Source organism: Bifidobacterium stellenboschense (assembly GCF_000741785.1).
Taxonomy (GTDB): Bacteria; Actinomycetota; Actinomycetes; order Actinomycetales; family Bifidobacteriaceae; genus Bifidobacterium; species Bifidobacterium stellenboschense.
Genome location: NZ_JGZP01000014.1, coordinates 203120 through 226449 on the forward strand (window position 1 = coordinate 203120; position 23330 = coordinate 226449).

Consider the following 23330-nt stretch of genomic DNA (forward strand, 5'->3'; position numbering starts at 1 on the left):
CCTAGTAGACAAGCGGAATGACCTTCTGGATATCGATGATGCGGGGGCCCTTCGGTGTGGCGACGGCGAACAGCGCGAGCGCACTGCCGGTGGGCATGTAGGGCGACTTGGCGATCAGACGCTTCGCGAGCGAATCGGAGACGCACAAGGCGCGCAGATGGTCGAATATACCACCGATCACCGGCCGATGCATGCAGATCGCGGCGGGGTTGCGGTGTTTGAGCGCATAGTCGATCTCGGACTTGAAGCACTCCCATGCGGCCTGCGGGTCCGCGGCGAACGCGTCCTCGGTGAGCGGGTCGAGCTTGATCATGTCGCGGCCGGTCTGCCAGGAGAACGTCTCCAGCGTCTCCATGCAGCGGATCCACGGCGAGGTGGTGAGACGCACCGGGTTAAAGCAGGCGAGTTCGTGGCTCAGGGCGAACGCGGCCGCGGCTCCGCGCGGCGTGATCGGGCGGTTCGCGTCCGTGCCCTTCCAGGATTTGCGGGCCTCCGCCTTGCCGTGACGGATGAGGATGACCGGCACCGCGTCGGCCGCGCCCTCCTGGAGACGGTCGATGAACAGGGCGAGGATCTCCTTGTCCGTGGAATGGGTGAGCTTCTTGCGCGCCTTGTCCGGGGTGAGCCAGATCACGTCGTCGATTTCGCCCACATCGGCGCGGTGGACCGGGCCGAGCGCCGCGGTGCGCTTGAGCTTGTCGACGGGGGAGATGGCGGTGGCCATCCAGAAGCGGATGTGCTTCGTGTTCACGTTGGGCGCGTAGTTCTTCGTGTGTCGCTGCTTGCTGCCCTCCTCGGACTGCGGGTATTCGACGTCGCCGAGGTAGGGGCCGAGCGCGACGGGCACGCCGGTCTCCTCGCCGATCTCGCGCACGGCGGCGTGCATATGCGATTCGTTCGGGTCGACTTTGCCTTTCGGCCAGCTCCAGTCGTCGTATTTCGGGCGGTGGACGAGACAGACTTCGATGTCGTCGAACCGCGGGGTGCCGAAGGTGGCGGTTGCGGGTGCCGCCGCGGTGTCCGCGGAGATGTCTGCGGGGGCCGCGGTCGTTGCGGTTGCTGATGATGCTGATGATGCTGCGGCGTCGGTTGCGGCCGCGGTCGTGATCACGGAGGAGCCTTCGTCGGCGCGTCGTCGCGCAACGTCGTCAGGGAGCCGGCGACGTCGGTAGAGGATGCCTCCTGCCGCTTCCACGATCTTGCTCATTTTCTTGTTCACCCTTCGATTGTACGCAGGGTTGCGTGCGGGGGCTCGCGTAGGTCTCTACGTAGTTTTTCCGCTGCAACGACGAAGGCCGACCCGTTGTGGGTCGGCCTTCGCTTGCGTTAACGTTCACAAATTCCGGTTTCCATCATACGCCGCTTTGCGGCGATTCGTCGCGCCGGTGGCCAAAGGTTCCACCGGCGCGACCGGCATGCGAACGTCGGGCGGCGAATCTCATACGGAATCCGTCGCCCGACTGCGCCGTCAGCTGTGGTTGCCGCGGCGACGCGTGTGCCTGCGGATCAGGTACTCCTGGCAGTCCACCAGCGGGCGTCCCTCCTCGTCCTTCGAGTGGCGCTCGTAGGAGCCGTCCGGCAGCATGTGCCAGCTGGAGGTGGAATCGGCCATCTGCAGGTCGATGTAGTCCAGCAGCTCCTGAATCTGCTCGGGCGCGGTGATGCGCACCAGCGCCTCGACACGACGGTCGAGGTTGCGGTGCATCAGATCGGCGGAACCGATCCACACCTCCGGGCCGGACAGCGGGCCCTCGCCGATCTGCGGGCCGTCCGCGTTGCAGAACGCGTAGATGCGGCTGTGCTCGAGGAAGCGGCCGAGGATCGAACGCACGCGGATGTTCTCGGACAGGCCGGGAACGCCGGGCTTGAGTGAGCAGATGCCACGCTCGACGATGTCGATCTTCACGCCCGCCTGCGAGGCGCGGTACAGGGCGTCGATGGTCTTCTCGTCCACCACGGAGTTGACCTTGATCTTGATCCACGCCTCCTTGCCGGCGCGGGCGGCGTCCTCCTCGCGGCGGATGCGCTGAATCAGGCCGGTGCGGATGGTGCGCGGCGCGACGAGCAGACGGTGGAAGCTCGACTTCGGCGCGTAGCCGGACAGCTGGTTGAACAGGCGGGTGAGATCCTGCCCGACCACCGGGTCGCAGGTGAGCAGACCCAGATCGGTGTAGATGCGGGCCGTCTTCGGGTTGTAGTTGCCGGTGCCCACATGGCAGTAGCGACGCAGGCCGTCGGCCTCCTGACGCACCACCTCGATGAGCTTGCAGTGGGTCTTGAGGCCCACGATGCCGTACACGACGTGCACGCCGGCGCGTTCCAGCTTGCGAGCCCACGCGATGTTCGCGTCCTCGTCGAAGCGGGCCTTGATCTCGACCAGCGCCAGCACCTGCTTGCCGGCATGCGCCGCGTCGATCAGCGCGTCGATGATCGGCGAGTTGGAGCTGGTGCGGTAGAGCGTCTGCTTGATGGCCAGAACCTTGGGATCCGCAGCAGCCTGCGCCAGAAACGCCTGAACGGACGTGGAGAACGAGTCGTAGGGGTGATGCAGCAGGATGTCGCGCTCGCGGATCGCGGCGAAGATGTCCTGCGCACGGCTCGACTCGACCTCGGCGATCTGACGGTTCGTGGTCGGGATGAACGGGCGGTTCTTGAGGTCCGGACGGTCGATGCCGCCGAGCTCGAACAGCACGGTCATGTCGAGCGGGGCCGGCAGGCGGTACACCTCCTCCGGCGTGACGCCGAGCTGGTCGGCGAGCAGCTGGGAGAGGAACGGGCTGGTCTGGTCGGAGATCTCGAGGCGGATCGGCGGTCCGAAGCGACGGCGCAGCAGTTCCTTCTCCATCGCGTTGAGCAGGTTCTCGGCATCATCCTCTTCGACGTCGATGTCCTCGTTGCGGGTGACGCGGAAGGAGCGGGCCTCCTTGATGATCATGCCCGGGAACAGGGATTCCAGATGGGCGATGATGAGGTTCTCCATCGTGATGAACCCGTAGCGCTCCTCCTTGGACTCCTCGTCGGTCATGTCGTCGACCGGCACGAGACGGTTGAGGTTGCCCGGGATCTTCACGCGCGCGAAGTGGGACTTGCCGGAGGCAGGGTTCTCGACGATTACGGCGAGGTTGATGGAGCCGCCGGAGATGTACGGGAACGGGTGGGCCGGATCCACGGCGAGCGGGGTGAGCACGGGGAACACCTGCTGGCGGTAGTAGCGCGACAGGCGCTCCTGCTCGGCGGTGGTGAGCTTGTCCCAGCTGAGCAGCACGATGTGCTGTTCAGCGAGGGCCGGGAACAGCTCGTCGATCACGTAGTGGGCGTGCTCGTTCTGGAGCGCGTGCGCCTGCTCGCTGATCGAGCGCAGCAGCTGGCGCGGGCTCAGGCCGGCGGCCGAGGGCACGGCGATGCCGGAGTCGATGCGGCGCTTGAGGCCGGCCACACGGACCATGAAGAACTCGTCGAGGTTGTTGGCGAAAATCGCCGCGAAGCTGGTGCGTTCCAGCAGCGGCTGGTCCTTGTCTTCGGCGAGTTCGAGGACGCGCTTGTTGAACTTGAGCCAGCTCAGCTCGCGGTCGAAGAAGCGGTCGGTCGGCAGCGGGGCCTCGCCTTCAAGGGTCTCGCGCCGATCGTTCTTGTCGGTTTCGGCGATGTGCTCTGCGATTTGGCTTCGCAGGATCGCTTTCGATGGTGCGTCAAAAATCTGTGCCATGATTGTCATCCTAGGCCTTGAGACGGTTGGGTTGCGAGTATACGCGCCAAAGTTCAACGCGAGTTCACATTTTGGGCGTCGCCCGGCAGACGGGCGATGGTGTTGTGAACGGTAACGCGTGGTCGCGTGGCCGGCGGCCGCATGGTGGACGCGGTTCGCCGGCCGCACGTGGGCGCCCGGTCTCGCGACCGTCCGTTCCGTGACCGTCTCGCGTCGCGAACGTCTCACATCGCGAACGAGACGATCGCCGGCAGCACGCCGATAAGCACGAACGCGGGAAGGAAGCACAATCCGGTGGGCGCGAGCAGACGCACCGAGAGGCCGGCTGCCGCCTGCTCGATGGCCGCCGTCTCGTCCCGTCTGTACCGCTCGATGGCGAGCTCCAGCCGCGCCGTCGGCGAGACGCCGTGCGTCCACGCCTCGCCGAGACAGTCGCGGATTGATGCGAGGGACGGGTCTTCCGTTCCGGCACCGACCCACGCCTCATGCCAGGTCGCGCCACGCGTGAGCGCGTACCCGGCCGCTTGCAGGCACGCGGGCAGATCCCGTGCGAACCGGTCTTTCCGGAATCCGGCGGGCGGTACCTGCCGGACCGGGGAGCACGCCCTGGCATGCGCGTTCCGTCGCATCCGCCCATCGCTTCCCTCCTCGGCGAGCGCCTCCCCCACGGCGATCAGCGCCCCGGGAATGGACGCGCCTTGCCTGAGCGTGGCGTGGAGCATGGCGAGCGTGATCGGCAGGTCGACGTTCCGCCTCTCGTCCGTGCGCCGTCGCCGCACGCGTGCGCCGGCCCCATCCGCGTTGCAACCATGGCCGTCGCCCGTACCCCCGCCCGCATCGTTGAACGTCGCCAGCAGTCGGTGTGTCCACGCCAGACCCGCCATGTACCACAATCCGCCCAATCCCAGACACAGCAGACCCTGCGGCGAACCGAACAGGAACGCGACCGGCCGAGCCCCCAGCAGCTCGCCGAGCGCCACGGTCACGGCAGGCAGCGCGGAGAGCAGCCGTATCGTCGCCTTCGGCATCGCGAACGTCTGTCGTTTCAGCTCGGCGGCGCGACGCGCCCGACGCTGGTCGTCGGCCACCGCTTCCAGACAGTGCGACAGTGCGCATCCCGTGCGCTCGCTCAACCGGCATGCGGCGGCGAGATGTCGCGCGGCCGTCGCGACATCCGCCTCGGACTCGTCGGTTGTGGCGCGCATGCGCAGCACGGTCGCGGCGCGCGCGGCGGTCACGCGCGGCGTCGCGAACCGTACGCCGCCCTGCTCCTCGAACGCCTCGGCGGCGTCGCCCCCGCCTTTCACGCGTGCGATGACCGCGGCGATCGTCGCGTCGATGCCGATGCGCGGCGGCAGACGCGCGACGGGGGCGACCGGCGCGCCGTGACCCTGCCGGTCGCCGCGCGCGCCGTCCGGCGCCCTGTCTACGCCGCCGTCGCGTATGCCGTCGCGCGTGCTGTCGCGTATGCCGGCGCGCTTCGTGCCATGCGCGCTCTCCGCTCTGAAGACGCGCATGAGGATTCGTGTCATGACGGGCATGACGACCGGTGTGATGACCGCGATGACCGCGAATGTCGCGATCGTCGCGATGAGCGGGCCGATGGTGTTCCATGCGATGCTCATGTCAGCCTCCATCGATCCGCGAATCGTGGCCAATGCGGCGCGTACGACGGTTGCCCCGAACCCGTCCATACGGCCAACGGCAGTCCGGCCGGCACGCCGCCACCGTGCGATGAGCCGGCCGTCGTCCCGTCAGACGGGTTGGCGGCAGCCCGGTCCGCCGCCCCACCTGCGACCGTGTCCCGCGTGACTCCCAGCAGCCCGATCTGCGCGATATGACGCCGCCCGTCGACGCGCTCCAGGTGGAGGACCGCGTCGAACGCGTCGCGGGCGAGCAGGGCCGTCGCCTCGGGGGCGAGACCCGCGAGCAGACCGAGCGCCACCAGACGCGACGGCACGCGTGCGACGCCGTCGGCATGCAGCGTGGTCATGCCGCCGTGATGGCCGGAATTGTAGGCGCGCAGCAGGTCGGCGATCTCCTCGCCACGGCACTCGCCCAACACCACGCGGTCGGGCCGCATGCGCAGCGTCGCCTTCACCAGCTCCGGCAATCCGACCGCGCCCGCGCCCTCCACGTTCGCTTCGCGCGTGACCATCGACACGTGGTCGTCGATCGGCAACGCGCCCAGCTCGCGCACCTCCTCCACCGTGACGACGCGCTCCGTGGGCGCGCACTCGGCGAGCAGCGCCTTGAGCAGCGTCGTCTTGCCGGCACCCGTGCCGCCGGTGATGAGCAGCGTGGCGCGTCGCACGACCAGGCCGCGCAGCACGGGCAGCCACGACGCTGGGAACAGCCCCCGGCGGCACAGGTCCGGCAGTGTGGCGGCGGTCCGGTCCGGCAGACGGATCGACAGGGATGCGCCATACGGCACGATCGGCGGGATCACCGCATGCACGCGGACGCCGTCGCCGCTGGACGCGTCGGCGATGGGGCGCGCGTCGTCGAGACGACGGCCGAGCTGCGCGCACAGCCGTACCGCGTAGTCGCGTACGGTCCGCGCGTCGCGGAACGGTATGCGCGGACGGCGCTCGCGCATGCCGTCGCCGTCGTCCGCCCAGACCCGCCCGTCGCAGGTCACTGCCACGTCGGTGACCTGCGGGTCGCGCACGATGGTTTCGAGCGGTCCGAACGCGATCGCCGTGCCGTCCACCGCCATGCCCGTCACATGGTTGCCGCTCATGATGGCCTCCGTTTCTCGCTCGGCGCGCGGATTCCCGCCGCGGCGAGAATTCCGTCGGCCAGCGCGTCGACCACGCGACGATTGCGTTTCGGCACTGCGCGGATGCCCAATCCGGCGAGCATGTCCGAGCACAATGACGGCGCGCAGCGGACAGGTCCCAGCACGTCCTCGCCGAGATAGGCGACGGCCTCCGCCACCGCCACCGAGGAGGCGGATTGCCGTCGCGCGACGCCGCGCGGTTCGACACCGACGATGATCGGAGGCTCCGCGGAGGCATCCGTCATGTCGGTTCGTCCCGCCCGCTTGGCCCGGCCGCCCGTGGCGTCCTCCGCGGCGCCACGCAGCCGGTCGAGCAGGATGGCGTGCGATTTCGCGCGCGCCATGCCGAGCACGGACAGGTCCACGACCATGACTTGCCGGGCGGTGGCGAAACCGGGTATATGGCCGATGACCGAGCCGCGGCCCGCATCCACCAGCACGACATCGTTCGCCTCGGCCAACGCGCCCGCCGTCGCCTCCAATTCCCACCATTCCGGATTCGCGCCACGCCACGGCGTGTGAGCGAGCACGCGTATGCCCTCCCATTCGGGAATCTCACGGTTCAGGGCCTCGCCCTCGATGTGGCCGAGCGGCGCATCGAGATCCTGCAGGGTGAGTCCCGGCTCGTGCTCGATGCCGAGGAGCACATCGAGTCCGCCTCCGTCCAGATCCGCGTCGAGCAACGCGCAGGTGACGTTTCGGGAGGACAGGGCCAGTCCGACGAGCGCCGTGAGCGTGCTCGTGCCGATGCCGCCGCTGGGTGCGGAGAACACGACGAGATTGGCGGGGGCGACGGTGACGCCGGACTGTGGCCGCGACGGTGCCTCCGCATGGGAATCCGTGCGTGCGGGGACGTAGCGTCGCGGCGTCGCCCGCGACCGTGCCGCGTGCTGGGGCGGCGTCCGCGGGGTCATGGGCGATGGGTCATGCGGTGCGGCGGTTCCGTCTACGGGACGTGCCGGCACGGTGATGACCCGTGTGCGGGGTCGCGGCGGAGAGGATGCCGGGAGGCGTGCCGGCAGCGGAGGCGATGCCGGTGGCGTGCGGCGTGACGGGGCCGGTGCCGGTGGCGCACCGGCCGGCGCGGGGGACAGGTGGTGTCGCGGCTTCGGCCGGTGGGCCGAGGTGGCGACACGCGCGATTGCCGGGGGAGGAGGCGCCTCCGGCGACGGGTTCATGGTCATGGTTCGCGTGCTCATGGTTCGATTGAACCGGGTCGGGGCAGCGGGACACAACCTGTACGGGCAATGTGGACAGAGCCTACCGGCAGACGGCGTGTCGGGAGAGATTATCCACAATTCCGGCGGAATCGGCGGCGGTTATCCACAATCTTGGGTGACGGTTATCCACAATCGGGCGGTGTGGCTGTAGGAAAGGAGAACGGCCGGGCTGCATCCGTACCGTGGACGCTGTTGCGGCCTGGCGAGATTCATGCCAGGTCTGCGGGATGCTTGCCGGAGCTTCGTATCAACTTACCAGAACTTCGTATCAACTTATTATCGGTGGTAAGTAAGTACGAAGTTGGTGGTAAGTAGATACGAAGCTGATGCGAAGTCGGGTGGTGGATTGCCGTTGCCGTGATGTCGTGAGAAGAATCAGACGACACGCCGCCGTGCTGTCCGAATCGCACATGACGACACATGCAAACGTTCCTAAACGCACAGGACGCGCCAATCCGGTGCGGTTCGAGTGCGCGAACGACCAATTGCGCAAAGAAACGAACAAGGTTCCTTCCCAAGTTGCGCATGGTCGCTGATGCGCCTAGATTATGAACTACAAGGAAAACCGAACAGAGCAGAGCCCACAAAGAGTAATGGTCACGAGGACTGATACGTTGGACGGGCATTGGAAAGACTTACCGTTGCAACGATGATGTTGTGTTGAGATTCTGCTCCTAGGTTGGACTTGTCGAAAAGGCCCGCTCCGGCGGGCCTTTTCGTTTGCTCCGGAACTTTCGGATGGAAGTCGTCCCAGTCGATGCCCGTGCCCTATAGGCCGTGTTGCCCGGGGGCTATAGCCCGGACAGGCAGCTTGTGATATCACATGTCGTGTTGTCCACAACGATGTGGACGACACGCCCGGGATGTGGATAACCAGGGGGTACTGACCACATTGCCCGGAACGCGTTGCGCGCTTCGGGGCCCATCGCGCACAGTGGAACCACCGATCGGTCCATAACTCAATATCGTGTCTCCTCCGGCGTTCGCGCCGACTTTCACGTCAATCCTTTGGCAGCTGCCACCGTGACCGCCAGTCACCCGATTCCACCCCGGCCTAGGCCACTCCACCCGACATATCCACCATTCCCCAACCATTCCACCCGACACTCACCCGACCTCATCCGCCATCTCAAGAAAGGAACTCCCATGAACACCGACATCCCCGTCAACGGCGAGGGACAGGCCGGCATCTTCGCATACGCCCGCGCTCGCGCCGAACGCCTGCGCGAGACGTGCCGCGCCCGCCTGTGCGTCATGGACGCGCGCATGCGCACGCTCGCCGCGGAACCCGAGGAGGGCGCCGCCACCGCCGAATACGCGGTCGTGCTGGTCGCCGCCACCGGATTCGCCGCCCTGCTCGTCGCCATCCTCAAATCCGATGCCGTGCGCAAGCTGCTGCTCGACATCGTCAAGAAGGCGCTGATGATGGGAGGCTGATCGCCATGATCGCACGATATTCACGCCGTCGCGCCAGACGGCCGCCGCCGGACAAAGCCGCCGATCCCGGCGCGGTCACGGCGGAGTTCGCCACGGTGCTGCCCGCCGTCGTGGCGCTCGCCCTGCTGCTGCTCGCGCTCTCACGCACGGTGATGGTGTCCATCGGATGCCAGGACGCCGCCTCGGCCGCAGCCCGTACCGTGGTCGCCGCCGGCGACGCCGCCGACCCGGCGTCGGCCGCTCATGCCGTCGGCGGCGGAGACATCACGGTGCAGGTGAGTCGAGACGGCGACCGCGTGACCGTGACGACGCACTGCCCGGTCATCCCCGATCCGTTGGGCGTCCTGCCCACGCGGGTTGAAGGTCGTGCCGTGGGGGTGATCGCATGAGCCGCATCACCATAAGGAATCATGGGACGGCTCGTCGGGGCGCGGACGGACGCGCCATGCGGCGGCCGCACGGAGTCGCGTTCGCCCGCGCGGACGAAGGCTCCGGAACGATGGCTGGCGTCGCGCTCATCATGCTCGTCGCCGTGCTGCTGTCCACCGCAGCGACCGCCGGACACCTGCTGGCACGTCGTGCCGTCGCCCGCTCCGCCGCCGACCTGGCCGCACTGTCCGCTGCGTGACGGCGATGCCGAGCCGTGCGCCGTCGCGGCGGTCGTCGCCGCGGCGCACGCCGGCCGTCTCTCCTCATGCGCGACCGACGCCACGGCCAGCGGCGGCGACGCCGGCGACGTGACCGTGCGCGTTGCGCTCGCCACCGACGTGCCGTTCATGCCGGAAATCGCCGTCGACGCGCGCGCCGGACCGGTGCCGTGCGACGGCTGACGCCTCGCACGTGTCATGTGACGCGGTCCGCCGGACATGTCCCGTCGCGGCTTCGCCCGCACTGGCGGTTCCGTTCTCTTTCCGGTTATCGTGAAAGGTATGACGGAGAGCATGGATTACGGCGTGGTCGCGATGGTCGGCAATCCCACGTCCGACAAGGGCAGGGGAGCGGCGGTCGACGAGCGCGTGCGCGGGCTGTTGACGGAGGCGGGCGAACGGTACGGGTTCGACGTGATCGACCTGACCGGCGACAGTTTCGACGACTCCCTCGCCAACGCGCGTGAGCACATCGACGGCTATGACCATCTCGTCGTGGTCGGAGGCGATGGCATGATCGCTCTCGGCGCGAACGCGGTCGGCTCCAGCGGCAAGCCGCTCGGCATCGTCGCCACCGGTTCCGGCAACGATTTCGCGCGCGGGCTGAAGCTGCCGGTGAACCGCATCGACACGGCGGTGGAAGGCATCGTCGGCGCGATCGTACGCGGTTCGCACATCGATGTGGACATGGGGCATGTGACGGCGCTGCCCGGCGCCGTCGCCACCGACCCGACCACCGGCGAGGAGACGGAACCGTCGCAGGAGGTACGTGCCGGGATGGCTCCCTCCTTCGACCGCTACTATGCGGGCATGCTGTCGTGCGGATTGGATGCGAGCATCAACGACCGCGCCAACCATTCGCGGCTGCCGGGCGGCTCGCTGCGCTACTTCGCGGCCGTACTCGTGGAGGTCAGGCATCTCAAACGGTACGGCTACCACGTGAAGGCCACGCTGGCGGACGGTACGACGGAGGAGCTAGACATCATCTCGCCGATGCTCACCGTGGCGAATTCGCGGCATATCGGCGGCGGATTGGAAGTCTCCCCGTATTCGCGGTTCGATGACGGTCTGCTTGACCTGATCTGGATCGACCACATGCCGAACGCGGTGGAGATCGCCGACGCGATTTCGAAAGGCTACAACGGCAAACTGCTCGGTTCGAAGATATTCGGCTGGAAGCGCGTGCGCGACATCGAGATCACGCGCGCCGCGGAAGGCGACGAACCGCCAGTGCTCATGGCGGACGGCGAGTACATCGGCCGGCTGCCGGTCACGGTGAAGGCGTGCGACCGCGCGTTGCGCGTGCTCGTGCCGCCCGCAGTCGCCCGGCTCCAGGAGCGTGAGCATGGCGAGAATCGCGTGCTCGCCATGCTGAGGCGGGATGGACGCGACCCGGTCACCGGGGAGTTCGTCTAGCGTGCGACCGTCGGCGCCGTCGCGTCCGATGCCGACTCCGCACCCGGTGCGGTCGTCGCGTCCGGAATGGCGGATGGGTATGCCGCGATGTAGCCGGTGAGGTGCAGGGTCTGTGCGATCACGCTCTTCACCGTCGTGTCCGGCGTTTCCGGGTGGGATCGCAGCAACGAGATGAGGCCCACGATCAGCGTGAAGAACGTCTCGTGCACGTTCGTGATGGGCAGGCCGTGACGCATTTCGAAGTCGCGTACCGTGGTCCGTTCGAACATGTCGGCGATGCGGTCGGCGATGCGGTCGATGAACCGGATGTACAGTTCGGCGTTGCCCTCGTGAATCATGCGTGCGGAGAACGGGCTCTCGTCGGCGATCAGCGCGCGGGTGAGACGCACGACGTCGTCGAGCGCCTTGCCGATGTTGCCGGTCTCGCGGGCGGCGTCCCACGCGGACAGCTTGGCCAGGATGTCTTCGACCACGTCGTCGAGGACGGCGTCCGCCACCGCGTCCTTATCGGGGAAGTAATGGTAGAACAGCGATCTGGTCATGTGGACTCGTCCGGCGATGTCGCTCACGGTGATTTTGGAGAAGCCCTTCTCCAGACAGATCTCCCTCGCGGCGCGCACGATCGCGAGCCGTCTCGCGTCTCCCTTGACCGTCGTTGTTGACGTTGTGTCAATGCTCATACATCCCAGTGTATGCGCGGCATCACGGCGGACACGCGCGGTAGCGAACCGGTTCGTTGGACATTGGCTGCTCGTGCGGCTGTGCGTGCGCTCGTGTTGCGGTCGTGCGCGTGGCCGTCGAATGGCTGCTCGTGCGGCCGTGCGGCGTGCGTGGCGTGCGCCGGTTGGGATAGATTAGAGGACAGTGCAATGGACGTCCGTCGGTGCGCCGGCCCGCTGTATGCGATGCGGGCGCGGCCCGGACGATCCGATCGGAAGAAAGTAGGAACCAGCGATGGCTTTGGCGCTATACCGCCGTTATCGACCCGACACCTTCGCGGGGGTGATCGGTCAGGACCAGGTCACGGTCCCGCTCATGCGCGCCCTCGACGAGGGCAAGCTCACGCACGCCTACCTGTTCTCCGGCCCGCGAGGCTGCGGCAAGACCAGTTCGGCGCGCATCCTCGCCCGATGCGTGAACTGCGCGAAGGGCCCCACCTCGCATCCGTGCGGCGAATGTGAATCCTGCAAGGATCTCGCCACCGGCGGCCCCGGCTCCATCGACGTAGTGGAGATCGACGCCGCCTCGCACAACGGCGTGGATGACGCCCGCGAACTGCGCGAACGCGCCGGATTCGCCCCCGCACGCGACCGCTACAAGATCTTCATCCTCGACGAGGCCCACATGGTCACGCCGCAGGGCTTCAACGCGCTCCTCAAGATCGTGGAGGAGCCGCCGGAGCACGTCATGTTCATCTTCGCGACGACCGAGCCGGACAAGGTGATCGGCACGATCCGCTCGCGCACCCACCACTACCCGTTCCGACTCGTGCCCGCCGAAGTCATGGGGCCGTATCTGGAACAGATCTGCGAGAAGGAACACATCACGGCGGAGCCGGGCGTGCTCAAACTGGCGATGCGCGCCGGCGGCGGCTCCGTGCGAGACACGCTCTCCGTGCTGGACCAGCTCATGGTCGGCGCGGTGGACGGCGTGATCACGCACGACGCGTCCGTGGCGTTGCTCGGCTTCACGCCGGAGGCGCTGATCGGCGAGGCCATCGACGCGGTGATCGACGCGAGCGGCGGGAACCTGTACGGCGTGATTCAGAAGGTCGTGGTCGGCGGATTCGACCCGCGCCGGTTCGTCGAGGACCTGCTCGCCCGCGTGCGCGATCTGCTCGTGCTCACCTTGGCCGGCGACCGTGCGGAGACCGTGCTCTCCGACACCGCCGAAGTGGAGGACATGGACGATCTGCACCGTCAGGCGGTGGCGCTCGGACTGTCTCAGCTCACCGCGATGGCGGACATCATCAACGCGACACTCGGCCAGATGACCGGCGCGATCTCGCCGCGCATGCGCTTGGAACTGTTGGCCGCGAGACTGCTCGCCGGCCGTGAGAACGGTTTCGCGGCACCGGTGGCCAGTGTCGGTGCGCCGGGTGCCGGTATGCCGGGTGCCAGTGCTACGTCCGGTTCCGGCGCGGGGACTTCTGTCTCCGGTTCCGGCACCGCATCCGGCACGACCGGTGCGCGTGGCGGTTTCGCCGGAGCGACGTCGGGCTCGCGTGGCGGCGGTTTCGCCGGTGCCGCCCGCAACCAGCATCACGATGCGGCAGACGGCCAATCGCAGGATTCGGGGCGGTCCACCGCCTCTACGAGTCAGGCGGCCGGTAGCGGTTTCGCGGGGTCGGCCCGCAACCAGCACCCCGAAACCGGTAGTGTCGTCGTGCAGGGCGCGACCACGGGAACGCCCGGCCGGTCTTCGTCCGGCGTGACCGGGGCGGAAACGACGACCGCACAACCCGCCGCGCAGCCTTCCGCACCTGTTCAGTCTTCTGCGACCGTACAGCCTTCCGCGCCCGCCCAGCCCGACAACCGCACGCCCGATCAGAAGTGGGATGCGATGCTCTCCTCGCTGCCCGAGGATGTGCGCCGCTACGTGGCTCGCGACAGGGCGCGCATCAAGTTCGTCCCCACCTATGCGAAGACCGGCCGCCCGCGCGTGTGGCTGCGCTTCGACACCGCGTTGAACAAGTACGCGTTCGCGCTCGCCGTGGCCTCCGAGCCGGTGGACGGCACGAACAAGGTGGTGTCGATCGTGCGCGCCGAAGTGCGCAAGCTGTTCGGCCCGCAGGCCGATCTCGCTCCCACGCCCACCACGGACGACGGTCAGAAGACGCCGCCGTTCAGCAAACTGTCGCAGGGCGAGCAGCAGAAGATCAAGGCTCAACTGTTGCAGGAGAACCTGCAGGCGGCCGCCGCGAAGGCGCAGTCCGGCGAGACGAACGCCGGTGGCGCCAAGGAAGGGGCGCGTGAGCAGTCCGCGGCCTCCTCGGCACCCGACCAGGCGGAGGACGACGACAGCCACCGAGGCGCGGCATCCGGTCCGGCGTCGCCCGGCACCTCGGCGCGAACCGCATCCGTGAACGACGACCCATGGGCGCAGCCGGCGACGACATCGCGGGATGATGACCCGTGGGCGCATCCTCTGCCGAAGCAGGGTGGATCGTCAGCGGCTCAGGAACCGGAGCATCACCGCAAGCAGGTGGCGGTGCCCGATTTGAGCGACGACACGGACCCGTGGGCGCAGCCCGCGCCCGCTGCGACGAACGACCGGAGAGCACGGTCCGCGGCCGCGTCGGATTCCGCCGATCCATGGAATACGCCGCTTCCGGCGAACGGCGGCTTTGCGAACGGGGGCCGGTCGGCTCCCGTCATGGGACAAAACGGCGGACAACCCGCGGTACGCGATCCGGGCGCGTCGAACGGGCCGGCGGAACCGGTCGAACCGGACGACCCGTGGAAGGACGTGCCGCCGCCGGCCGAACCCGATGATCCGTGGAATGCGTCCATGCCGGCGCGGAACGCGGGCGGCATGGGGAACGGCTCCGCGGCATCGCCGCAATCCGGCATGCCCGGTATGTCCGGTGTGCAGTCCGGGCAGGACGGGCGGGCGAACGACCCGTGGAACACTCCGCCGGTGCAATCCGCGGGCTCCGCGAAACCGCAGGTAGACGCGGACGATGACGAGTATTCGATGGACGACGAATCGCTCGGCAGCGCCGTGGCGATGAACCGCGACGAACTGCGCAGACTGTTCGAAGTGAAGAAGGTCGAGACGTTTGCGGCCGATGACCCGCGCAACCCGCGCAACATGCACGCCGCGCCCAAGCACGACGAGTAGATGACGGAAGGAAGATGACCACATGGCATTGGCGTATGACGGCGCGATTCAGCGTCTCATCGACGCGTTCAACAAGCTGCCTGGCATCGGGCCGAAGGGCGCGCAGCGCATCGCGTTCTATCTGCTCAGCGCCGACGAGCAGGAGGCGGCCGACCTGACGGACGCGATTACCGAAGTGAAGGCGAAGGTGCGGTTCTGCGACGTGTGCGGCAACGTGTGCGAGGCGAGTCCGTGCCCGGTGTGCGCGGACCCGCGCCGCGACCATACGGTGATCTGCGTGGTCGAGGAGCCGAAAGACGTGATGAGCATCGAGCGTACGCGCGAATACCGAGGCCTCTACCACGTGCTCGGCGGCGCCATCAACCCGATGGCGAACGTGGGCCCCAGCGATCTCAATATCGCGAAACTGCTGGAACGGTTGAAGGACGACACGGTCAAGGAGATCATCCTCGCGCTCGACCCGAACATCGAGGGCGAGGCGACCACCACGTATCTGAGCCGGCTGCTCTCACCGCTCGGCATCAAGGTGACGCGTCTCGCCAGCGGTCTGCCCGTCGGCTCCGATCTCGAATACGCCGACGAAATCACGCTAGGCCGCGCCCTATCCGGCCGCCGCGAAGCCTAACTACTTAACCTATTCGCCCCCGCTGGCGGGGGCTCCCGCGGAGCGGGTGGGGGTGGTCTTAGCGGTGGTCTCGCCAGCGGCCTCAGCGGCGGTCTCGCAGCTCTCCCCGGCCTCCAGCGGATCATTCGCGCTCCCGCGCTCAACCGGCCGATCATACGGCCAGAACGCGGCATGCCGCATGATGCGCATCCCATCGCGCCGTCGCAGCGGAATCGTCGCCAACCATCCTGCGAATAGCACGGCGGCTCCTACGCCGATGCCGATCATGCGCCCGTCGTGCACGTCGCCCGGTTCGGGGGCGGGCAGGGGGATGGCGACGCGATGGCCGGAGATGAGCAGTCGGTGCGTGTTCACGCCGTACGGCGTGCAGGTCATCAGGGTGACGCGGTCTTCGCCGGGTACGATCTTCAGTTTGGAAGTGTCGTTCGGCAGGATTACGGAGATGCGGTCCACCTTGTAGCCGAGCGTCTCGCCCATCACTTCGATGTAGAAGAAGTCGCCTTTCTTGACTTCGTCGAGACGGGTGAACATCATCGCGTTGACGAGGCCGCGGTGGCCGGTGATCACTGAGTGGGTGGATTCACCGCCGACGGGCAGCGACGAACCGTACAGATGGCCCGCGCCGGAGGCCAATGCCTTTTCGGACGTGCCGTGGTAGATCGGCAGGTCGATGGACTGCTTCGGCACTTTGATGGAGCCCATCACGCCGTCGCCGGAGTCGAGCAGCGACTGGTATTCCTTGTCTTTGCTGGATGCGGAGTCGTCGCCGCTTGCGCGTGAGCCGCCGGTGGCGGCGGTGAACGGGTCGACCGCCTCGCCAAGCACGGGTTGGCCGGATTGCGCGAGCTTCGCATTGTAGGCGCGTGCCGCGGCGAGCGCATCCTTCGCTTTCGGGTATGGCCAGTTCGCCACGTTGCGTGCGGTGGTGGCGGTGGTGGCGGCGAGTTCGGTGCCGGATTTGAATTGGAGGACGAACGGGAACGCGGCGACGACGACGGCGGCGACGAGCAGCAGGATGGTGATGATGCGCATCGCGAGCAGGTTGCGTGCGAGGCGGCGGCGTTCGGCGGTGAGGTCGGTGACGTCGATGGCGGCGGCGAACGGTTGCGGAGTGAACGGTTCGGCAGGGGCCGTGGGCTCCGTGGAAGACGTGGTTTTCGCGTGGGCCGTGGTCTCCGCGGATGCCGTCGTGATGGTGGCGGGCCGTGCGGTCTTCGCTGTGGGCTTCCGAGTATGTGTGTGGGGTGCCTCACGATGACTGCGATGCGATGTCGTCCGATTGTCTGCGTGATTACCCATGCCTGATGCGCCTTGTATGTTCTGTTCCGTTCCTTTGTCTGTGGTCATGGTACTCCCGGGCTGAGGCATGTTGAGGCATGTGAGCCGGCGCACGGAAAGTCCGGTTTTGTGCGGATGTGAGCGGTTCATGGGGTGCCATGTGGTGGCTCTTGCCATATCGAATTTGCTGACAGTGTGTCAACAATCGAACCGGTTCGCCGGCGTGGGGTCGGCGTGTCGATGTGTGAACGATAACGATTTGATAACAATTTGCCGCCCTGTTTTCGCGAGGGGGGGGGGTGATTTCCGCCAAATTCTAATGGTATACCGTTCTACCAAACCAAGATTCGGACCCATGTTCACTGTTTGACACGGCTATGGGGAAGAGGGTAGTAAGGCCAATAGAGCGGATTTTCACCGGTCGACGTATCGCATTGCGAGGTTTTGTGGGTCGCCGGTTCGGATTCGCGAGTGAGGTAGTGAAGAGCAGTAAGGCAGTGATTATGCACAGCAGGTCGCAGAGGACGCGCCGCGCAGACCGTGGATCGGAAGACATATCCGGTAGTCGCATGCGTGGCATGGTGCGCAATATCGTATGGGCTTTCTGCGCCATCGTGGCGGCGATCGCGATGATGTTCGTCGGTTCCGCCCCCGCCATGGCCGACAACACAGCCATCGGCATCGCCGACGCGAGCGGCAACACCGGTGCGGGAACGTCCCAGCAGGCTACCGGCGATGCGGCCGGTGACACCGGCGCCGCCACGAACGGCACGCAGAACGGCGGTGCCTCCGGTGCTGACGGTTCCACGACGCAGAACGGCACCGGTTCCGGGAACGTTGATTCCGGCGCTTCCGATGCAGGTCAGTCAGGTTCGACCGATTCCTCCGCTACCGGTACGGATGATGGAGCTTCCACCGATGCCCAGTCGGATGATTCCGCCGCCGCGACGGCTGATGCGGATGCGCAGGCCAGTGCGCAATTCGTGGCCGATCTGAAGAGTGCATGCGCTGCGGGACAGACCGAGCGGGTCATCACCGTGACCGCCGACATCGCCATCACGGAGACAGGCATCGTACCCCAGTGCGACCTCGTCATCGTCTCCGACGGCAATCCGCACGCCATCACATGGAGTGGCAGCGGGTCGGTGCTTCAGCCGCAAAACGGCCGTACGGTCACCATCGGCAAGACCGACGACGCCACGGCCAACAACCTCACGTTCACCAACAACGGCAATGCCAAGACCAATCCCAGTGGTGCAACCAACCCGCTGTTCCACAGCTACGGCACCGTGATCATCAACGGCGGCACGTTTAAAGACAGCGCATCCGGCCGCGGCGCCATCGTGTTCAACGACGGTACGCTGACCATCAATGGCGGCACGTTCGAGAACAACAAAGCCACCGGCGGTGATGGTGGTGGAGTGGTGTATCAAAGTTCTCATACCACCATCATCAACGGCGGCACGTTCGCGAACAATGTGCAGGACCAGGGTGATTGCGCAGCCGATGATCCCTCGGGCAGCAAGTGCAGGCACGACAATGAGCAAGCTGGTGGCGGAGCCATCCACGTTGATGCCGGAACCTTGAACATCACGGGCGGTGACGTGCGTTTCGAGGGCAACCATTCCAAGGCTTGGGGCTGGATGAACGGTGGCGGCGCCATATATATCAAGGGAACGCTCTGGATTAAGAATGGCGCGGATGGCCGTGCGCCTCAATTCATAGGCAACTGGTCCGGTGTGCTGGATACCCAGTACACGTCCGACCATAAGCTCCCCGTCGGTGGTGCCGGTGGCGCGATTTTCGTGCAGAATAGCGGGTCCACCGCATACTTCATGGGCGGCAGATTCGAGAACAACACCTCCGGATATTTGGGAGGCGCCGTCTACACCGAAGAGGATTCGACCTCATACGTCGGCAAGACAGTCGCATACAAGAATATCGCCGGACACTTCGGCGGTGGCCTGTGGCTGTGCCCGTCCGGTGAAGGCGAAGCCTCCAAAGGCGGCAACATCGCCATGTTCGGCAATTCGGTCAGCAAATCCATTGACGCGAATACGGACAACGATGAGCCGTACCATGGCGACGCCTACTTGCCGAGCTGGAATCACACCCCGGTCTCCGGCACGTACGATGCGAACAACACCGACGGTACCGAGGCCGGCGCCGATTTCGCGATGATGAACCCAGCGTGGAAAAACAAGGGCGACCGCAGCTTCGTGCTCATGGACACGTGGTTCACCGACCGTAGCGAATCCGCCGTGGACTGGTATCAGGACGGCATTCCGGTACGCGAGGCCAGCGGATACGAGGACGGATACCAGAACCCCGGCGCATATGCCTCCCATGGCGCCAAGGCCGGTGCATTGGCTGTGACGAAGACCGGTGGCCGATACGAAACCGATACGCCGAAGAAGCGTATCGATATGGATGCCGATCACACCAACACGCTGGTATTGACCAAGAACGGCACCCAGAATGCCTACAAGACCGGTGTGGCGCTGACGGCTATCGTGAAGGACAACAACCAGAACGGTTCCGTGGACGACGAGGAGCAGTCGGCGAAGGATGCATCGGCAGTGTCCTTCACCAACAACGCCGCGCGTCTGTCCGGTGGCGCGTTCGGCACAAACGGCACGGTGAAGTTCTCCACGCCGTACACGGCTTCGTGGAGCAAGGTGAAGGCCGGTACCACGACGCCGCTCTCGGGTTCGGAGTGGACGTTGTCCACCACCGGCACCGGCGCGACGGCCGAAGCCGCCGCCGCGAATGCCGATTTGGGTGGTCCGTACAACCCGGACTACTTCCCCGGCATGTGCGAAGTCGACAAAAAAGGCAATCTCACTGATGCCGGCACCGCCGCGTGGAAGGCCGGTCGATGCTGGAAGACGGAGACGACCAGCGAGACCAAGGACGGTGTCACGACGTTCACGGTGACGCGTTCGGCGCGTGTGCTCGACAACACGACCGCGAGCGACGTCTCCACGGACAGCACGAAGGCGTCCGGCGCCACGTATGTCGGTTTCGACAACAATCCGGAGGCCGGCGGCTTCGACCTCAACAACCTCCACAACGGTACATACACGCTGGAGGAAACGAAAGCACCATCCGGTTACCAGCAGGAGATGAACACCGACGGTACGGCCAAGACGTACACGTTCAAGGTGAACAACGCGCAGGCCCATTGGGACAAGAACGGCGATGGCCAAGTGTCAGGCGACGAGACGGACACCGATATCAGCATCGGCAACAAGCCTCTGCATGATCTCGCATGGACGAAGCGCGACTCGTTCCTGTCCAGCCAGATCGGCGGCTCCACGTGGACGCTGACCCCGAAGGACGGTACGGCCACGAAGATCACCGATTGCAAGGCGGATTCCGCGGACAAGTGCGTCGCCGAGAACGGCGCCGCCTACCACGATTCCGATCCCACGGCCGGTGGATTCCTCGTGACCGGTCTCAGGAACGGCGCATACACGTTGAAGGAGACCGCAGCCCCCACCGGCTACTGGGCTCCGGACACGTCCGTCTCCTATCAGGTGACGGTCACCGATAGCGGTGTGACCATGTCCAAGGTGAAGGACGGCAAGACGACCGCCATGGAGACGAACGACATCTTCAACACGCGCCCCGGCATCAGCTGGACGAAGGCCGACGCGAGCGACACCTCGAAGCTGCTCGGCGGTTCCGAATGGACGATCCGCGGCCCGCTGAAGATGGAGAACGGCAAAGCCACGGAAATCAGGAACGTGACCAAGACCGCGACCGTCACCGACTGCGTGAGCGAGACCGGCGACACCACCGACCAGGCCTGCGACAAGCAGGTGAACAAGCTCGACGGCGATGCCCCGACCTATGCGGACGTGGATCGCATCGAAGGCCAATTCACCGTGCTCGGCCTCACCGCGCCCACTGGCGAGGACGCGAAAGACGGCGTCACGTACACGTACGAGCTGACCGAGAAGACCGCGCCGAAGGACTACGTGAAGTTCGGCAAGACCTACACGTTCACCATCGCCGCCGGCCAGGCCGATTCGAAGATCGTGCTCTGCCCGGCCAACGGCAGCGCCTCCAAGGACGGCTGCATCGCCGGAACGAACACGCTCCTCAACGCCAAGACCGTGGCCTCTCTGCCGCTCACCGGCGGCTTGGATGCGCGTGACTGGCTGCTGATCGGCGGCGTCACGGCGGTCGCCGCAGCGTTGGCGCTTGCCCTCGTCAACGAGTACCGCAAGAGGAAGGGGCTCGCCTGACAACTCTTCGCCCCGCCGGGTGGGAGTTGGCCATCGTCGATGGTTCCTTTCACCCGGCAGAGGCACCGTGGGGGATCGGACGAATCGTCCGTACTCTCGTTTCGCCCCCGCTGGCGGGGGCTGTCGGCGAAGCCGACTGGGGGTGGTCGAGGCCGCTCATGGTTGGCCCGACTCCGTAAATCGTAGCCGTTCATAGAGGAAACCAAAGAAGGAAGGAATCATCTCATGAAGATGAGGAAACTGTTCGCCGGTCTCGCCGCCGCGGCGACGCTGCTTGGAGGCATGGCGTTCGGGGCCGGTACCGCGAATGCCGCGTCTCGGGTGATCGACACCGACGTCGTATTCCAGTTCATGGCCGACGACGCCGATCAGTGGGCGAATCGCGAGGTCAAGTACTACAAGCTCGCCGATTATGTGGACTACACCACGTCGGGTCCTTTCGGCGTGCAGACAACGCAGACCGCGAACAAGACGGCGATTAAATCCGCACTGGATGCCGCGGTCAAGGGCACCAAGCTCGACGGCCAGGTCCCGTCAGCCGACAGCGGAACCGATCTGATGGCGTGGGCGCTGCAGCAGGGCGCCCTGGATAGCGAATCGACGCCGTGGACCGGTTCCACCCGCAAGTTCGCGGACGCGCTCGCCGCCGATGCGAAGGTCACCGGTGACGCGACGAACTTCACGACCATCACGTGGCCGACGTATCAGGGCGGGACCTCGCAGGAGGGCCACGGATACAAGAACCGTTGGGTCAGACTGCCTGCGGGCGTCTACCTGTTCGTGGACACGGTGAAGAACACCGATGTGAACGATCAGGGTTCAAGCAAGAGCACCATCCAGAACGGCACCGAACAGAACAGCGGTGACGTCGATAATACGGTCGGCGGCAAGGTCGTCACCCAATCCGCGCCGATCGTGCTCGCCTCCGGATACGTCAAGGACGGCCAGATCAAGAACTGGGCGCAGCCGGAGGACGGTACCGGCTTCAACACCATCGACTTCAAGAACCATGTGACCCCGGTCATCAAGACGTATGACGACAAGGACGGCACCGTGTCGAGCTCGCAGTACGTGCGGTACACGCTGGGCTCCCAGCTGCCGTCGTTCACCACCGGGTTCACCGACTACCAGTTCTCCCTGAAGGATTACCCGGGTGCGGGCCAGGAAGTGAACCTCAACGGCTTCCTGGGTGATGACGGCCAGCCTGTGGAATCCAACACGGGCGCCTACACGGTCAAGATCTACGACGTCGACGCGAACGGCGGCAAGACCGGCGACGGCACCACGCTGACGGCCGGCGACGCCACGTTCACGGTGACCACGTCCACCACGCAGCAGGGACAGCAGCTGAACCCGGTCGTCGCGGGCGCGGCCGATGACGCCGCATGGTTCGACTTCGATTTCGCCAAGCTGGTGCAGTCCGCCGACTATCAGACCAAGTACGCCGGCAAGTACGTGGAGATCACGTATGCCGCGAAGATCACCGCCACGCCCGATCAGAACGGTGATACGCCCGCCGTGACCAACAAGGTCGAGGTCAACGACAACAACGCGAAGGCCACCGATCAGACCAAGCTCACGCTCGGCAAGTTCGGCTTCGTCAAGAAGGCGGCGGACGGCACCGCGCTGGCGGGTGCGGAGTTCACCATCAGCGCCGCCGATGATGATGCTAGCGACAAGACCGTTCCGGTCACCCCGGCCGATGCGGTCCAGACCTCCGACAAGGACGGCAAGGTCACATTCACCGGTCTTGCCGACGGCGTGTACAAGGTCACCGAGACTCGCGTGCCCGACGGATTCCTCCAGCAGGTGCACGCCGAGTTCGAGGTCACCATCAAGGGCGGCAAGGCCGTGTACTTCAAGCACGCCGACCTCTACGGTCTCTCCCAGGACTCCGGCAACGCGGACCTCAACGGCGACGAGATCACCGACTATTCGGTGATCAACGTGCGCAATGTGACCGAGCTGCCGAAGACCGGTGCGGCGGGCATCGTCCTGTTCGCCGTGGTCGGCCTGCTGCTCGCGGGCGCGGCCGGCACCGTGTTCGCGAAGTCCCGCGCCACCAAGCGCGCCCTGCACGCGTGACGGTTCGCACGGCAATGTAACCCGTGCCGGTAAGCGGC

At 66.1% G+C, this 23330-nt stretch carries 15 protein-coding genes and 1 pseudogene; 9 read left to right on the forward strand and 7 right to left on the reverse strand.

Annotated features, from left to right (window positions below):
- Position 1 precedes the first annotated feature (1 nt).
- The 5 genes from BSTEL_RS07405 to BSTEL_RS07425 form a co-directional block, all read right to left on the reverse strand.
- Entirely contained in the window at positions 2 to 1207 is a 1206-nt protein-coding gene (locus tag BSTEL_RS07405; protein ID WP_034528915.1) for an NUDIX hydrolase, read from the reverse strand.
- Positions 1208 to 1468: 261 nt separating this feature from the next.
- The gene (locus tag BSTEL_RS07410) at positions 1469 to 3706 is read right to left on the reverse strand and encodes an RNA degradosome polyphosphate kinase (RefSeq protein WP_034528917.1); all 2238 of its coding nucleotides are present in this window, start codon (positions 3704 to 3706) and stop codon (positions 1469 to 1471) included.
- 224 nt (positions 3707 to 3930) lie between these two features.
- Entirely contained in the window at positions 3931 to 5331 is a 1401-nt protein-coding gene (locus tag BSTEL_RS12800) for a hypothetical protein (protein ID WP_193788493.1), read from the reverse strand.
- Entirely contained in the window at positions 5328 to 6449 is a 1122-nt protein-coding gene (locus BSTEL_RS07420; RefSeq protein WP_156963214.1) for a TadA family conjugal transfer-associated ATPase, read from the reverse strand. The genes BSTEL_RS12800 and BSTEL_RS07420 overlap by 4 nt, the downstream gene beginning before the upstream one ends.
- Positions 6446 to 7402, reverse strand: a complete 957-nt coding sequence (locus tag BSTEL_RS07425) for a CpaE-like family protein (RefSeq protein ID WP_051922945.1) — start codon at positions 7400 to 7402, stop codon at positions 6446 to 6448. Before BSTEL_RS07425 ends, BSTEL_RS07420 begins: the two co-directional genes overlap by 4 nt.
- Before the next feature lie 1452 nt (positions 7403 to 8854).
- On the opposite strand from BSTEL_RS07425, the gene BSTEL_RS07430 reads away from it, so the two are divergent.
- The 5 genes from BSTEL_RS07430 to BSTEL_RS07445 all read left to right on the forward strand — a co-directional run bounded on the left by BSTEL_RS07430 (position 8855) and on the right by BSTEL_RS07445 (position 11208).
- Positions 8855 to 9145, forward strand: coding sequence for a DUF4244 domain-containing protein (locus BSTEL_RS07430; protein WP_034528927.1), 291 nt, complete (start codon positions 8855 to 8857; stop codon positions 9143 to 9145).
- Positions 9146 to 9150: 5 nt separating this feature from the next.
- The gene (locus BSTEL_RS07435; protein ID WP_034528933.1) at positions 9151 to 9534 is read left to right on the forward strand and encodes a TadE family type IV pilus minor pilin; all 384 of its coding nucleotides are present in this window, start codon (positions 9151 to 9153) and stop codon (positions 9532 to 9534) included.
- A 56-nt stretch (positions 9535 to 9590) separates the two neighbouring features.
- A complete protein-coding gene (locus BSTEL_RS11470) occupies positions 9591 to 9773 on the forward strand; it encodes a hypothetical protein (RefSeq protein WP_051922946.1) in 183 nt (60 codons plus the stop codon).
- On the forward strand, positions 9724 to 9975 hold the full coding sequence (locus BSTEL_RS07440) for a hypothetical protein (protein WP_051922947.1): 252 nt from the start codon (positions 9724 to 9726) through the stop codon (positions 9973 to 9975). The genes BSTEL_RS11470 and BSTEL_RS07440 overlap by 50 nt, the downstream gene beginning before the upstream one ends.
- Before the next feature lie 99 nt (positions 9976 to 10074).
- On the forward strand, positions 10075 to 11208 hold the full coding sequence (locus BSTEL_RS07445) for a diacylglycerol/lipid kinase family protein (RefSeq protein ID WP_034528935.1): 1134 nt from the start codon (positions 10075 to 10077) through the stop codon (positions 11206 to 11208).
- Between the two features lie 83 nt (positions 11209 to 11291).
- Here the strand turns inward: BSTEL_RS07445 and BSTEL_RS07450 are convergent.
- A pseudogene (locus BSTEL_RS07450) lies at positions 11292 to 11888 on the reverse strand (TetR/AcrR family transcriptional regulator); the annotation flags it as partial.
- A gap of 274 nt (positions 11889 to 12162) precedes the next feature.
- Between BSTEL_RS07450 and BSTEL_RS07455 the strand changes: the two are divergent.
- Positions 12163 to 15051, forward strand: a complete 2889-nt coding sequence (locus tag BSTEL_RS07455; protein WP_034528939.1) for a DNA polymerase III subunit gamma and tau — start codon at positions 12163 to 12165, stop codon at positions 15049 to 15051.
- A 22-nt stretch (positions 15052 to 15073) separates the two neighbouring features.
- Positions 15074 to 15676 carry a recombination mediator RecR gene (gene recR / locus BSTEL_RS07460; RefSeq protein WP_034528942.1) on the forward strand — a complete coding sequence of 201 codons (603 nt, stop codon included), beginning with the start codon at positions 15074 to 15076 and terminating at the stop codon, positions 15674 to 15676.
- A gap of 9 nt (positions 15677 to 15685) precedes the next feature.
- Here the strand turns inward: recR and BSTEL_RS07465 are convergent, their stop codons facing one another.
- Positions 15686 to 17023 carry a class C sortase gene (locus BSTEL_RS07465; protein WP_420796397.1) on the reverse strand — a complete coding sequence of 446 codons (1338 nt, stop codon included), beginning with the start codon at positions 17021 to 17023 and terminating at the stop codon, positions 15686 to 15688.
- 509 nt (positions 17024 to 17532) lie between these two features.
- Between BSTEL_RS07465 and BSTEL_RS07470 the strand changes: the two genes are divergently transcribed.
- Both BSTEL_RS07470 and BSTEL_RS07475 read left to right on the forward strand, forming a co-directional pair.
- Positions 17533 to 21207: a prealbumin-like fold domain-containing protein gene (locus BSTEL_RS07470; protein ID WP_156963215.1), complete on the forward strand. Its 3675-nt coding sequence runs from the start codon at positions 17533 to 17535 to the stop codon at positions 21205 to 21207.
- Between the two features lie 225 nt (positions 21208 to 21432).
- Positions 21433 to 23292, forward strand: a complete 1860-nt coding sequence (locus tag BSTEL_RS07475; RefSeq protein WP_034528949.1) for a SpaA isopeptide-forming pilin-related protein — start codon at positions 21433 to 21435, stop codon at positions 23290 to 23292.
- The last annotated feature ends 38 nt before the right edge of the window (positions 23293 to 23330 follow it).